The sequence below is a fragment of the Rossellomorea sp. DA94 genome, assembly GCF_029834455.1.
Classification (GTDB): domain Bacteria; phylum Bacillota; class Bacilli; order Bacillales; family Bacillaceae_B; genus Rossellomorea; species Rossellomorea vietnamensis.
The window spans coordinates 4,061,703-4,075,588 of record NZ_CP122397.1; the positions used below are offsets into that span (position 1 = coordinate 4,061,703).

Genomic DNA, 13,886 nt, shown 5'->3' on the forward strand with positions numbered 1-13,886 from the left:
TATCAATCTCCTTTCTAGTAAATGGAAGGTCATTATTATAATAGATAGATTGAGAGAATAAGTGCGGATTCTCCGCTCCATACAGTCGAAATTGAATCAAATGCCCCCACAAAAAAAGAGACCTCTCACGAAGAGAGATCTCTGCTTTTTACTGATCCTTACTGGCCGTACGGTTTATATACTCCAAGGCTGCCTGCAGCTGCAAATCGTTCTTTTCATTCTGCACCGCTTCAAATATTTCTTCCTGCAGCCTTTCGCCGGTCTTGGCGTCAATGACTCCCGTTACGTCCAGGCTTTCCTGGATCTGAAAATCCTTGACGGCTTTAGCGGTTTTCTTACTGAAATAACCATCGACACGATCAAGGGTGAAACCTAATCCTTGAAGCATTTCCTGGGCGTTTTTCACCTGCTCATTGTTCGTGCCTTCTTCCATTGGTTTTTCCACTTGAAGAGGATGGGCATAGAAGTAGGATGGCTGTCTGACCGGGATATCCGGCTTGATCCCCTTCTTATGAATCCAATTCCCGTTCGGGGTCAGCCATTTGAACATGGTGAGCTTGATATTGCTTCCGTCACCCATCGGTACTGCCTGCTGCACGGTCCCTTTTCCGAAGCTCTTCGTCCCAATCAGTGGATATCCTTCCGCCTCACTAAGGGCCCCTGCCAGGATCTCAGATGCCGATGCGCTGCCCTCATCGATGAGAACCACCACCGGGTACGCTTTTCTTTCCTTACTGTTGGAGAAGGATTTCAGCACCTCTCCACTTCGTTCCTGGATTTGCACATACGGTTTTTTCTCGGTCACGAACTGTTTGAGGATGTCTTCCACACTGGAAAGGAGTCCACCCGGGTTACCCCTCACGTCAAGAACCAATCCTTCTACCTTTTTCTTCTCGAGTTCTGCCAGCTGCTTTTTAAAATCGACGGCGGTATTTTCCGAGAAGGTCGTAATTTGGATATAGCCCGTCTTTTTCCCATCGACTTCCTTCACATTGGAGATCACCGTTTCAACTGGGATATCGTCCCGCTTCACGGACACCTCGATCGGATCTGAAAGACCCTCTCTCGTAATCTCCAATTTTACCTCCGTACCCTTTTTCCCTCTGATCTTCAACGTGGCTTCATAAAGGTCAAGCCCGTCAATGCTGTTCCCATCCACCTTGATAATGCGATCATTCGGTTTCAGCCCGGCTTTCTCGGCAGGAGAATTTTTAAAAGGAGCCACGATGACCAGTTTCCCGTCCATGATTGTGACCTCTGCCCCGATTCCTTCAAAGGAAGAATCCAACGCGTCATTGAATTGGGAAGCGGTCTCCGCATTCATGTACACCGAATATGGATCGTCCAGGGTCTTCAGCATCCCCTGAATCGCCCCTTCCACGAGCTGTCCCTTATCTACATCCTGAAAGAACTTGTCACTGATCAAATCATACGCGACTTCCACCTTGTGAAGCTTATCATTCAGCTCCCCTTTGCCGTTAAACTGGGCCAGCTCGTCCCCGGACCCGGAACTGCCCGTCCACTCCAAGCCGCCATACATTCCTCCTGCACCGATCAACATGCTAATGATGATGGTGATGATGAGCTTTCTGCCCGTCCACTCCATATATTCCCCTCCAGCTTGTCGTTAGTTTATGGTATGGATGAGAGCAGCGTACGCATTCCCATCCAACGAAAAAGACACCACACAAAAACGCGCTTAGGCGGTGCGATGTCTTTGCTTATTTAACTATATGCCGGAGGGGGACGAGTTATGATTGGCAGCGGATTATTTCATACCCGTCACGATTTTCTGATTTTGATGATTTTTCAGATGAGAAGAGATGATCCCTCCCCATTTCTCAAATTCCACAAGAAACCCGTCATGACCGAAGGCTGTCGGGATAAAGTAATGTTCACCTTTAGCGGCTTGTGTGGTGAATTCCTTTAAATAGTGAGGAGAATAGATCAAATCACCCTCATAGCTGATCGAGACCAGCTCGCACGGATAGGAATCGGCGACCAGTTCCGTGCCTCCCCTTCCCCTCCCGATATCATGGGTGTTCATCGCTTTCAGGAGGGTCAGATAGCTGTTCGGATCAAATCTCTTTCCGAGTTTCTTTCCTTGATAATCAAGATAGCTTTCTACATTGTACTGCTCATTCGTCCTCTCCCGCTGAAAGCGCCTGTCAAACAACTCCTGTGTACGATAGGTCACCATCCCGACCATCCTGGCAATCTCAAGTCCTTTTAATATGGACCCGTGAGGATAGTGGCCATTTTGAAAATCGGGATCCCCTTCAATCGCTGTGATCCCGATATGATTGAAGGCGAGACCGTAATCATTCAATGCCGGTGAGACGGCGAGGGCGAATACCTTATGGATATATGCCGGGTACAGGGCTCCCCACTCCAATGCCTGCATTCCACCAAGCGACCCGCCGATCACTGCTTCGATGTGGTCGACGGACAACTGTTGGAGTGCTTCATATTGAGCGTGGACCATGTCCCGTATGGTAATGTGGGGAAAATTCGGTCCGTAACGTTTTCCGGTTTCAGGATCCGTGGACGTCGGTCCCGTACTGCCTTCACATCCCCCTAACACATTGAAAGCAATCACATTGTATAGATCGGTATCAATGTAGGATCCTGGTCCGATCAGTCCATCCCACCAGCCCCGGTCCTCTCTTGTCCCTTTCACAATATGGGTTCCGGTGAGGGCATGGCAAACGAGGATGACAGGGCCTTCTTTATTGCCGGTCCGTTCATAGGCCAGATTTACATTGTGCAATGTGGTGCCTGACTCTAATGTGAGGGATGGGATGGTAATGGAGCTTACTTCGTATGAGTATGAATTCTCCATTCCTCCACCTCCTTTTTTTATGTTGTTCGGGACGCCGCGGCACCCCGGTGAAATCAGTTCCTTTTATACCCGGGACGTTTCCAACGCCACCTCAATCGCATGATCCAGATCCTCGATCAAATCCTTCGCAGATTCCAATCCGACGGAAAGTCTTACAAGGTCCTCGGTTACGCCTGTGGCCCGGATTTCCTCATCGTTCAATTGCTGATGCGTCGTGGACGCTGGATGGATGATCAATGACTTCGCATCCCCTACATTGGCAACATGGGACCAGAGGGAAATGTTGTCGACGACTTTACGTCCTGAGTCCCTGCCCCCTTTGATTCCAAAGACGACGATGGAACCTGCTCCATTTTTCAAATATTTTTGAGCAAGAGCGTAGGACGGATGCTGCGGCAGACCCGGATAAGAAACCCAGGCAACTCCGCTGTGCTGATTTAAGTGTTCCGCAATCTTCAAGGCATTCTCCGTGTGACGTTCGATGCGGAGATGGAGGGTTTCCAGTCCCTGCAATAGCAGAAATGCGTTCTGCGGACTTAAGCACGCCCCGAGATCCCGAAGCAGCTGCACCCTTAATTTTGTGATGAATGCGGCCGCCCCTACATCCTGTGCGTAGCGAAGTCCATTATAGCTTCTGTCCTCTTCTGTGAATCCAGGGAATTTTTCATGATTCCAATCAAACTTCCCACCGTCGATGACGACTCCCCCGATGGCCGTACCGTGGCCGCCGATCCACTTCGTTGCAGAGTGAATGACGATGTCCGCTCCCCACTCAATCGGCTTACACACATATGGTGTGGCAAATGTGTTATCGATGATGAGTGGGATATGATGGTCATGGGCCACTTTCGCCACCGACTCGATGTCCAGGACGTGCAGGCTCGGATTTCCGATCGTCTCTGCGAATACCGCTTTTGTTTTCGGCGTAATCGCCTTTCGGAAGTTTTCCGGATCAGTCGGATCGACGAAATGAACCTTGATTCCGTATTTCGGAAGAGTCGTAGAGAATAAATTGTACGTTCCACCGTACAGATTGGTGGCTGCCACGATCTCATCCCCTGCACCGGCTATATTCAGGATGGAAAGAGAAATGGCGGCCATCCCGGATGATACACCCAGGGCTCCGATTCCCCCTTCTAAAAGGGCGAGGCGCTTCTCAAGGACGTCAACGGTCGGGTTCATGATACGGGTGTAGATGTTTCCCGGTTCTTCAAGGGCGAATAGCTTTGCGGCGTGATCGCTGTTGTCGAACACGTAGGATGTCGTTTGATAGATGGGTACCGCCCTTGAGCCTGTAGTTGGGTCCGGCTCCTGGCCGCCGTGAAGAAGAAGTGTGTCGAAATCGAATGATTTGGTCATTTGGAATTCCTCCTAGAGTTTTTTAGTTTTTGGATTGATGTGGATGGTTGGTTGGTTGGGTTCAGCTGCTGAATTGGATGGTTTTTTTTAGCAGCTGAATTTGTGAAGAATTTCAGCTGCTGATTTTCGGGATGATTTCACCTGCTGATTTTTCACAGAATATCAGCAGGTGAAATCATCCAAACATTCTCCTGCTGAACCCCCATGCAAAAGCCTAAGAAGCGAGAAGAGGATAAAATAAAAAACCCTCTTCCTAAGAAGAGGGTCTAATTGAATAGGGTCCTCCTCTTATCTTTCAGGCAGATCGCCTGCAGGAATTAGCACCTTTTCATGTGACGCATAGTGCGTACATGAAGGTTGCCGGGTTTCATCGGGCCTAGTCCCTCCACCTCTCTGGATAAGAGCATTTAATTGTCAATGTGAAAAATTCATGCGTTGAGATGAATTATAAAGGGTAACCAGCCTCAACGTCAAGACCATTTTCAGAATTTTTTATTTTTTAACAGAAGCTGCTATTGCCTCGTTGAATTGAGAAACGATATCTTCCCCATCCTCGATACCTAACGATATGCGCACCACATGGGTGTTGATGCCTAGTTTTTCCTGCGCTTCTCTCGGAAGGGCACGATGAGAGGTTCCAAGCGGATAGGAAACCGTTGTTTCCACGCCGGCCAAGGACGGGATGATCTTGATCCACCCAAGGGATTTGAAGAATGTGCTGATATTGCAGCTGTCATCGAGTTCGATGGTGACGATTGCGCCATTTCCTTTATCGGATAGATCAATTGGATAATAGACCTTCTTCACCTGCTCATTGCTGCGCAGTTCATCTGCAAGTGTTCCCGCGTTCTGAGCCTGGGTCCCCACCCGAAGTGCCAATGTTTTCGCCCCCCGGCATGTGAGCCATGCTTCAAAAGGACTTAAGTTGGAACCTATGTTGACGACCTTTTCCCTTGCCTTTTGAACAAGTTCTTCATTTCCGACTACGACTCCCGCTGTGATATCGCTATGCCCGCCGATATACTTCGTAGCGCTGTGAGCGACCAGATCGACCCCTTCAAGGTAGGGCTGACGCAGAAATGGAGTAGCAAATGTATTGTCGATCATCGATTTCAGGTTATGCTTTTCGGCAAGAGCTACCATTCTTGAAATATCCTCTACCCGCATAAATGGATTGGTTACCGTCTCACTGTAGAGAAGTTTGGTGTCGGGAGTAAGTGCTGCCTCGATTTCCTCCTCACTCGTGAAATCGACAAAGGAGGTCGAAATACCGAATGATTTCAGCTCTTCTTTCAGCATATGGAAAGTGCCTCCGTATAAATCCTCCGCCGCAACAATATGGTCCCCTGCCTGAACAATGGCAAGGAGACCAACCAGGATCGCCGACAATCCGGAAGACGTGGCGACACCGGCAGGAGCTCCTTCAAGTTCTGCCACCATCTTCCCAAGTTCATCCGTGTTGGGATTACCCGTCCTTGAATAAAGATAAGGAGACTTCCCCTCATAGAAGCCCTCAAGCTCCTCCAGAGACGTAAAAGAAAAAGCAGACGTCTGGTAGATCGGTGTTGTCTTACTACGGATTTCCTCTGTTCCTTTCAGCTGACTATGTACGACCTTGGTGGTGAATTTCATTTCACTGTCATCCTTCCTGAATCTATGTATTTTTAAAAGTGTATCATATTCAGAAGATTGTGAGGAGTATGAGGTGTTGGGAGGCAAAAAAAAGAACCCGTCGCATTAATGCAACAGGTTCTCCTCGTCAGACGTTTTCTAAACACCCGATCAGGCGATTTTCGATATCCAACGCCAACCGCTTCAATTCATCGTTATCAACCATTTCAATCAGCTTGCTCGGCTTTGCCATACCGATTTTCGTCGTTCCCTTTTCTGTATATACCGTCACTTTACAAGGCAGGAAATAGCTGACGAGCATGCTTTCTTCCAGCACCTTTTTCGCTTCGTGGGGATTACATACTTCCAGGACAACGACTTCTTCGTTAAAATCCAGCCCTTTATCCTGAAGCTTTGCGGCCAGGTCAAGATTCCACAGAACCCCGAAGCTTTCTTCTTTCAAGGCTGCCTCTACTGCTGATACGGCATCCTTCACATTCATTGAAACTTCTTTTGTGTAGTGGAACATAGTGATCCTCCTTTTTGGGTCATGGTTATTTATACCTCATAGTGTATGCATTGAAACGTCCTGATCGAGGTCCGTCCCTCTCATTATTTCATCCCTTCGACCATTTTACCCATCATTTCTTCGTTCATGGGGCCGACGATTTTGTGCTGGATGAGGCCGTTTGTGTCGATCATGTAAGTGGTCGGGATCGTGAATGCCCGGTACTCGTCTCCGATATCCCCATTCTCATCCATGAGAATGGGGAAAGTGAGTTCGTAACCGTCGACAAATTGCTGGACTGCCTTCTCCCCATCATCCTGTGAGGTCAAGTTGACGGCAAGGATTTCGACATTTTCTTTTTTCGCGTTTTTTTCGTAATACTGTTCCATATGGGGCATTTCCGCTTTACATGGCGGGCACCAGGTGGCCCAGAAATTCAGGATCACTTTCTTTCCCTGATAGTCGGAAAGCTTGACTTCTTCACCATCTAAAGTGGTCAAGGTAAAGTCCGGTGCACGATCCCCTTTCGTGAGCCCCTGCTTGGCATCAGTCAGATCCATGGACTCTTTGGCCAACTGGTCAGCCTCTTCTTTTGCCTTTTTTTCCTGTTGATCCTGAAACAAATTCACCAGGAAGATCCCGATCAGCAGGGCAACGATCGCCAGAGCAAAATTTCGTTTATTCAATGTTCGTTTTCCACCTTCCGTTGAAAAAGATAAGATAAACCATCACAATGAGATACGTCCAGGTGACAGTGGTAAACATAAAGCCTCCATAAATGGATTGGAATAGCAGTTGAAGAAGGGTGAAAACGATCACCAATTGGATGGCCCAAGTATCGCTATCATTTTCTTTTTTCAGTAAAAATAAGATCAGTGCACCGTTGATGATGAATTGAAATACCCCTGCAAGAATATCAAATTGGAGCAAATGAAAGATAAGTTCAAAGAAAACGACTGTGCTCATCCAGGCAATGACCAGGTGAGACGTCCTATCCACCCTTTTAACGAAAATGAATAAAAGCACTGTCAGCAAGCCTAACCAATACCCCCACATTCCACCATTGAAATAAAGGATCGTAATGGGATGTTCAATGACATTTTGAAAATCAACGAGAATGACACTCAGCTTCCAGATGACCAAGCAGTAAAAAACTCCATTTGAATACCAGTCGCTAGCCTTTCGATTCCAGAAGTAGAGGAAAAGAAAGGTCAAAATGAACGAGGCGATGATCGCTCCCCAGATTGATGGGAAAGTAAGAGAGCCTACGGTGTACCATCTTTCATCCATTCAGTTCTACACCTTTCATAAAGAAGTGTTTTTTCTCACAACGATATAGTATACAGAAGGATGCAGATGCCCCACTGTTGTCTTGAATCCTCCTGAATTGAGCTGACGTTCAAGTTCCTCAGATGGTATACGTTCTTCTAAAGGAGGACCCATTTCCGATTCCACCGCTTCCCAATCAAGAATCAACCAGATTCCATCGTCCTTCAGCATATCGTGAAGATCCTGAAAGACTTTGATCAGGTCCGGCACTTCATGTAAGACGAAGGCAGAAACGGCCCTATCCAATGTACTTTTGTTAAAGCTAAGGTATTCAAGAGACGACTTTACATACACGATATTATCTATGTTTTCTTCCCCAGCACGATGTTTAAGGTACTCAAGCATCTCCTGCTGCAGGTCTACCGCCTGGACCTTCGTCTCCACCTCTTTGGCAATCGGAAGGGTTAGATAGCCATTCCCGCAGCCTAGATCGGCAACGATATCCTCCTTCCTCAATTGAAGCAACTTTAATACATTATCCACTGGTACAAGCTCTTGTCGTTCCGGGTCAAGCAGCTTTGAAGCTTTGTGATGTTCGAATAAGTGTCCGGTCATGACGTTTCCTCCGTTCGAAATATATACCCTATTATGTATTAGTATCTTAAATTTCCATCATTCAGGCAAGTGATTTACTCATAGTGTATCCCTTACCGTCATGATTACAGACGGTGATAGTGCTCTTTTCCCGGCAAAAAAGGATCCCTCTCTGAAGGATCCTTTCGTATACGACGTGAAAATATGCTCCCCTGTGAAGGAATCTAAATCTTAAGCAGCTCTCAATCCTTCGAGGATGAGCATGAAGTATTTGACGGTATCTCCACCGCGTTGATTGATAATGTCAATGTCATGTAGAATCTTTTGTATCTCTTCGATTCCGACACATTCAATAAACATCTCACACACTTCTTCCGCAGAGTACTCACCAATATGAGTGTACTTCAATGCTGTGCGATTTCTTCTGCAGAAACTTCTTAATTGTCTTTTTATATCTGCTAACTCCAACATCATCATCCTTCGTACAGATTCAAATCCAACAAAAACGAACATTCCCAGAGAAAAAGCCCACCAAAAAGGCAGGCTGAATGATACTAGAAAAAGATTCGAATTAGTATTCATTGCTTCCATTGTTTTCGGTAACCCGGCGATCATTATTTTAATAAAAATGGTAGACCCGTGGTTTTGCGTCCTAATCTTTCAATTAGTTTGCCTTTTTCGAAAAATCACTTGAATATTGCCATTATACTAGAAAAATAAGGATATGAAAACAGTCTTTCGTAAACAAGTTGTTGATTTACCAGTTAACAATCTTTACAAGTAGTTGGAAGAAAGAGTTCCTCCGCCTTCACTCAAAAAAGTCCCCCTTCAAAATAGAAGAGGGACTTTTAAAACTTAAAAGTTAATATATTGACGTGGGTTAACAGCATTAGCGTGTGACGCACTCCATGAACCTCTGTATAGTTCAAAGTGTAAATGCTGTCCGAAAGAGTAACCTGTGTTACCCATGTAACCGATTTTGTCACCTTTATTTACTGCTTGTCCAGTGCTCACTAATGAAGAAGACATGTGGGCATACACAGTGGTAAACATTTGACCGTTAATAGAGTGAGTGATGTACACTACGTTACCGTAGCTTGAGCTGTAATGGCTCTTGATGACATAACCATCTGCTGCTGCAGAGATTGGAACACTTCCACGTGCCGCAATGTCTGTACCGTAGTGGAAACGTCGCTCACCATTTAAGACATCCCAACCAAAGTTGGTTGTGATTGTTCCACGTGCTGGTGCTGTCCATGCTCCTGCACTTACAGGGGCACTTGGAGCTGTTTCTTCAGGAGCTACTGATGCTGATGAAGACCCGCCGCTGCTGCTTGCTGTCGCCTGCTGTTGTGCTGCTGCACGCTTCGCCGCTTCCGCTTCTGCCTGGCGCTTACGTTCGATTTCACGCTGACGGGCTAATTCTGCCAGACGTGCTTGCTCAGCCTGGATTTCACCTTCAAGCTGATGTTCCATTTTTGAAAGTTCATCGGACTCTTTCTCAAGATCGGCTTTTTCTACTTTTAATGAAGCCTGTTGAGCTTCCAGCTGCTTAAATAATTCAGCTTTTTTAGCCTTTTGACTATCAAGGTCTTTCTTCAACGATTCCAAGTTTGCTTTAGACGATTCTAGATCAGCAAGCTCCTTTTCCACTTCCGCTTGCTTCTTCTCTAATTCCTCTTGATCACGTTTCTGTTCGTCCATGATCTTTTTGTCTGCACTTACAATGGTATTCACTGCTGTGACACGGTTGATGAAGTCTCCGAAGCTTTCCGCTCCTAGTAGTACGTCTAGGTAATTGGCAGAGCCGCCTTTTTCCTGAATGGCACGAGCACGTTCCTTCAGAAGTTCATTACGCTCTTCAATCTTCTTCTTTAACTCTTCAATATCCGCTTTAAGTTTATTGATCTTTGCTGTTGTTTCATCAATTTCTTTTGTTTTTTCGGCAATCTTCGTTTCTGTATCTTTTAATTTCGTACTGATTTCGGCAATCTGTGATTCAAGGTCTTTTTGTTTATTGATCGTTTGGTCGATTTGAGAATTTTTTTCACTAATCTTGCCATTGATCTCTTCTTTTTTAGATGAAACGTCGTCCTGCTGTTTCTTCAAGTCCTCCACGGAGGAGTTAGCGCTAGCAGTGGTTGCTAACGTTGGTAGACTTCCGATTGTTAATGCTGCTGCAATAGATAATGATATGAAATACTTCTTGTTCAAGCGGCATGCTCCTTTCAGCTTCTATCAACCTATCAAATTTTACACTTTTAAGAATTTACGCACAGACATAAAGCTTCCCCAAGCCCCGATCAGGCAACCCATTAATAGAATTAATCCGTTTACTTGATAGATAAAGGGGGTAAAATCTAATATCTGAATAAAATTGTTTTGTAGTTTTGGTTTAATAAATCCATAGGCATAGTAGTAACCTGTTGAGACAAGAGCGATCGGGATAATAGAACCTAAAATTCCAAGCCATAAACCTTCTAATATGAATGGCCAGCGTACAAACCAGTTGGTTGCACCCACGAGTTTCATTATCTCGATTTCCCTTCTTCGGGCGACAATGGTAATTTTGATTGTATTTGAAATAAGGAACATTGCCGTGAACAACAGACCGATGATCAATACAAGTCCAACATTCCGACTCATTTCCAGTACATTGAATAGTTTTTCAATCTTCGCTTCCCCGTAAAGGGCTTCATTGACACCATCAAACTTGCTGATTTGACCTGCGATTTTCCCGGTGTCCCTTGGATTGTCTGCTTTTACGATAAACACATCATATAATGGGTTATCTTGTTCAAACAATCTGAAATCGTCTCCCAGATCCTTGACGAGGTTCTGAAGTTCTTCTTCTTTGGAAGAATACTCAACCGATTCCACACCACTTATGTTTTGTATCTTCTTTTCTATTTGTTCAGTTTGGGATTTTTCAGTCCCAATTTCGAGTAAGACCCGTACTTCAACGTCTTTCTCAATATCAGTTGCTACCTTGTTCATGTTTAGCATCAAGACGATGAACACACCAACAAGTAGTAGTGTCACGGTAACAGCACTCACTGATGCGAATGTCATCCAGCCGTTACGACCGATGCTTTTGAAGCTTTCTCTAAAGTGGCGGCCATATGTTCTAGCTTTCATAACCGTAATCACCTCGCTGTTCGTCCCGGACAATCCGGCCATTTTCAATGGCGATTACCCGATGCTTGATCGTATTCACGATTTCCCGGTTATGCGTAGCCATGATCACCGTGGTTCCACGGTTGCTGATTTCTTCAAAAATGTTCATGATATCCCAGGATGTTTCGGGATCAAGGTTTCCTGTAGGCTCATCCGCGATCACAAGCTTCGGTGTGTTCACAATGGATCGAGCAATCGATACACGTTGTTGTTCCCCACCGGAAAGTTCATTCGGCAGCATTCTTGCTTTATGCTTTAACCCTACCAGGTCCAGTACTTCCATGACTCTTTTCTTAATCTGCTTTGGATGTTCTTCTATCACTTCAAGTGCGAAGGCAATGTTTTCATAGATTGTCAGCGATGGTAGAAGCTTGAAATCCTGGAATACAACCCCCACGTTTCTTCTTAAGTATGGAACTCTACTATTTTTCAGTTTTGCGAGATTGATACCATTTACAACGATATCTCCTTTGGAAGGACGTTCTTCGCGGTACATCATTTTAATAAAAGTAGACTTCCCGGCACCACTCGGCCCAACCACATACACAAACTCTCCTTGCTTGATGTGTACGTTAAAGCCATTAGCAGCCATGACACCGTTGCTGTACTGCTTGTAGACGTCTTTCATTTCTATCATTTTAAAATCACCTAATTTGTATTATGTAGTTACCCTCTTGGCTGTTATCGACATATGTACACGGCACGTAACCAAAGTCGTCTTTATCACCGTTAGACAAAAAATGGTGAAAAACCTCGAATTACGCTTCCGAAAATTATTATAACATCTCTTTATAGTAAGTTAAGGAAAAAAATTATTACATTTACATTTCAGAACCTGAAAAAATGTGAATTTATTACCTGTTTTGTTGTCGATTTTACCTATAATCAGATCATTTTATAGTTATTTATACCTAGTAACTAGTACTAATACTACATCCTATCGTATTGGGGTACCGTCGTGACAAACGCTAAGTTGATGGTAATCAGATTAAGTTACTAGGTTATAATTCTACCTGGTAGGGTGAATTACCATTACATGATTTCATGAGAAAAGGTTCTGTAACAAAGACTTAAAGAAGAATTGGGGAACAATTGTGGATATCTATTTAGAGGAAGTTTTGTCCATAAAACAACAGCCTCGATTGGGGAAGTTTAAGCAGATCTCGCCAAAAATAAAAGAAGAACCCATTGGATTCTTCTCCCAATCTTATTTCTTATTCGATAACCATTCTGCCACCGCTTCTGCTTCATCACCTTTAATGAGTCCAGGAGGCATTTGTCCTTTACCATTCTTGATGGTTTCAAGGATTTGATCTTTGCTTAGTTCTGCCCCAATATTTTTAAGGGCCGGCCCCATTCCGCCTTCAAGGTTCCCACCATGACAGCTGGAGCACTTATTATTCACGATTTTTTCAGGATCCATTCCGCCGGAGCTTGTTTCTGTACTGTCGCCGTCGTTACCACCGCAGGCTGCAAGTACCAATGAAGCGCCAAAAAGAACACCTAGCAGCTTTTTCTTCATTTTTATCCCCCTAGGAAACATATTTCAGAGTCACGGATCGGTTGTCAGGTCCGTCCCTCTATTACATAATTATACCAAGTTTAAACCCGTTTGAAACCTTCCCCCAATACTTCTGAAGCGTCCATTGTTACGACGAATGCTGAAGGGTCAATGGTTTTGACCAGTTGTTTCAGTTTTGTGAATTCTGTCTGGTCCACGACACACATGAGGATCGGGCGCTCGTCATCCGTATAACCACCGTATGCTGATAGTTTTGTCACTCCACGGTCTATTTTATTCAGAATTCCTTCACGAACTTCTTCCTGACGATTGGTAATGATCAGCGCCATTTTCGATCTGCTGATTCCTACTTGGACGAGATCGATGGTTTTACTTGTTACATATAAACCGATCAAAGCATATAATCCACGTTCAATATCGTAAACGATGGCTGCAGAAAGGACGATCATCCCGTCTATCAGGGCAACACAGGTTCCCAAGGACAGACCCGTGAACTTATTGACAATCTGGGCTGCAAGGTCCGTCCCTCCCGTAGAAGCTCTTCCACGAAATACGATCCCTAATCCAAGTCCTACTCCGATTCCCCCGAATAAGGCTCCAAGCAGGGGGTCCTCCGTCCAGGGTTTCCAGTCTTCGGTCAAGAACACGACCAGTGGTAAAAACACCGTACCGATAGCTGTCTTGACTCCAAATTGAAGACCAAGGAAGATCAATCCTGCTATGAATAATGGTATATTGAATGCCCACTGAACATATGCGGGCTTCCAGTCAAACAATCCATTCAGAATCGTGGATATCCCGCTTACTCCTCCTGAAGCGACCTCATTCGGCAGTAAGAAAACATTAAACGCAATGGCCACAATGGTTGAACCGAACACAACAAACAAATACTCTAACAATTTTTCTTTACGTGGATTAACTACCTGCTCACGACGCCTTTCCTTCAAACCCATCCAGTACGACTCCTTTAACCTATGTATTAATAGTATGAGTACAAACGCTTT

14 protein-coding genes and 2 riboswitches are annotated in these 13,886 nt (G+C 45.1%); all 14 genes read right to left on the reverse strand.

Annotation, left to right across the window (positions count from 1 at the left end):
* Positions 1 to 148: 148 nt before the first annotated feature.
* Positions 149 to 1,606, reverse strand: a complete 1,458-nt coding sequence (locus P8596_RS21105) for a S41 family peptidase (RefSeq protein ID WP_279724967.1) — start codon at positions 1,604 to 1,606, stop codon at positions 149 to 151.
* A 162-nt stretch (positions 1,607 to 1,768) separates the two neighbouring features.
* Positions 1,769 to 2,842 (reverse strand): homoserine O-acetyltransferase MetX, encoded by a 1,074-nt coding sequence (gene metX / locus P8596_RS21110; protein WP_279724969.1) that lies wholly within the window; start codon positions 2,840 to 2,842, stop codon positions 1,769 to 1,771.
* A 63-nt stretch (positions 2,843 to 2,905) separates the two neighbouring features.
* Positions 2,906 to 4,201 carry an O-acetylhomoserine aminocarboxypropyltransferase/cysteine synthase family protein gene (locus P8596_RS21115; protein WP_279724970.1) on the reverse strand — a complete coding sequence of 432 codons (1,296 nt, stop codon included), beginning with the start codon at positions 4,199 to 4,201 and terminating at the stop codon, positions 2,906 to 2,908.
* A gap of 285 nt (positions 4,202 to 4,486) precedes the next feature.
* Positions 4,487 to 4,605: riboswitch (SAM riboswitch) on the reverse strand.
* Between the two features lie 88 nt (positions 4,606 to 4,693).
* The gene (locus tag P8596_RS21120) at positions 4,694 to 5,833 is read right to left on the reverse strand and encodes a trans-sulfuration enzyme family protein (RefSeq protein ID WP_279724972.1); all 1,140 of its coding nucleotides are present in this window, start codon (positions 5,831 to 5,833) and stop codon (positions 4,694 to 4,696) included.
* A gap of 127 nt (positions 5,834 to 5,960) precedes the next feature.
* Entirely contained in the window at positions 5,961 to 6,341 is a 381-nt protein-coding gene (locus P8596_RS21125; protein WP_098439039.1) for a DUF302 domain-containing protein, read from the reverse strand.
* A gap of 83 nt (positions 6,342 to 6,424) precedes the next feature.
* Positions 6,425 to 7,006 (reverse strand): peroxiredoxin family protein, encoded by a 582-nt coding sequence (locus tag P8596_RS21130; RefSeq protein ID WP_279724974.1) that lies wholly within the window; start codon positions 7,004 to 7,006, stop codon positions 6,425 to 6,427.
* On the reverse strand, positions 6,999 to 7,610 hold the full coding sequence (locus P8596_RS21135) for a hypothetical protein (RefSeq protein ID WP_279724976.1): 612 nt from the start codon (positions 7,608 to 7,610) through the stop codon (positions 6,999 to 7,001). The genes P8596_RS21130 and P8596_RS21135 overlap by 8 nt, the downstream gene beginning before the upstream one ends.
* A 15-nt stretch (positions 7,611 to 7,625) precedes the next feature.
* Entirely contained in the window at positions 7,626 to 8,204 is a 579-nt protein-coding gene (locus P8596_RS21140; RefSeq protein ID WP_279724977.1) for a class I SAM-dependent methyltransferase, read from the reverse strand.
* A gap of 210 nt (positions 8,205 to 8,414) precedes the next feature.
* Positions 8,415 to 8,774: a hypothetical protein gene (locus tag P8596_RS21145; protein ID WP_279724979.1), complete on the reverse strand. Its 360-nt coding sequence runs from the start codon at positions 8,772 to 8,774 to the stop codon at positions 8,415 to 8,417.
* Positions 8,775 to 8,778: 4 nt separating this feature from the next.
* Positions 8,779 to 8,867: riboswitch (cyclic di-GMP riboswitch) on the reverse strand.
* A gap of 171 nt (positions 8,868 to 9,038) precedes the next feature.
* Positions 9,039 to 10,397, reverse strand: coding sequence for a murein hydrolase activator EnvC family protein (locus P8596_RS21150; protein ID WP_254652373.1), 1,359 nt, complete (start codon positions 10,395 to 10,397; stop codon positions 9,039 to 9,041).
* 39 nt (positions 10,398 to 10,436) lie between these two features.
* Positions 10,437 to 11,321 (reverse strand): permease-like cell division protein FtsX, encoded by an 885-nt coding sequence (gene ftsX / locus P8596_RS21155; RefSeq protein ID WP_034764384.1) that lies wholly within the window; start codon positions 11,319 to 11,321, stop codon positions 10,437 to 10,439.
* On the reverse strand, positions 11,311 to 11,997 hold the full coding sequence (ftsE, locus tag P8596_RS21160) for a cell division ATP-binding protein FtsE (protein ID WP_034764386.1): 687 nt from the start codon (positions 11,995 to 11,997) through the stop codon (positions 11,311 to 11,313). The genes ftsX and ftsE overlap by 11 nt, the downstream gene beginning before the upstream one ends.
* 570 nt (positions 11,998 to 12,567) lie before the next feature.
* On the reverse strand, positions 12,568 to 12,882 hold the full coding sequence (gene cccB / locus P8596_RS21165) for a cytochrome c551 (RefSeq protein WP_159362867.1): 315 nt from the start codon (positions 12,880 to 12,882) through the stop codon (positions 12,568 to 12,570).
* A gap of 80 nt (positions 12,883 to 12,962) precedes the next feature.
* Positions 12,963 to 13,835, reverse strand: coding sequence for a YitT family protein (locus P8596_RS21170; RefSeq protein WP_061810140.1), 873 nt, complete (start codon positions 13,833 to 13,835; stop codon positions 12,963 to 12,965).
* Positions 13,836 to 13,886 lie beyond the last annotated feature (51 nt).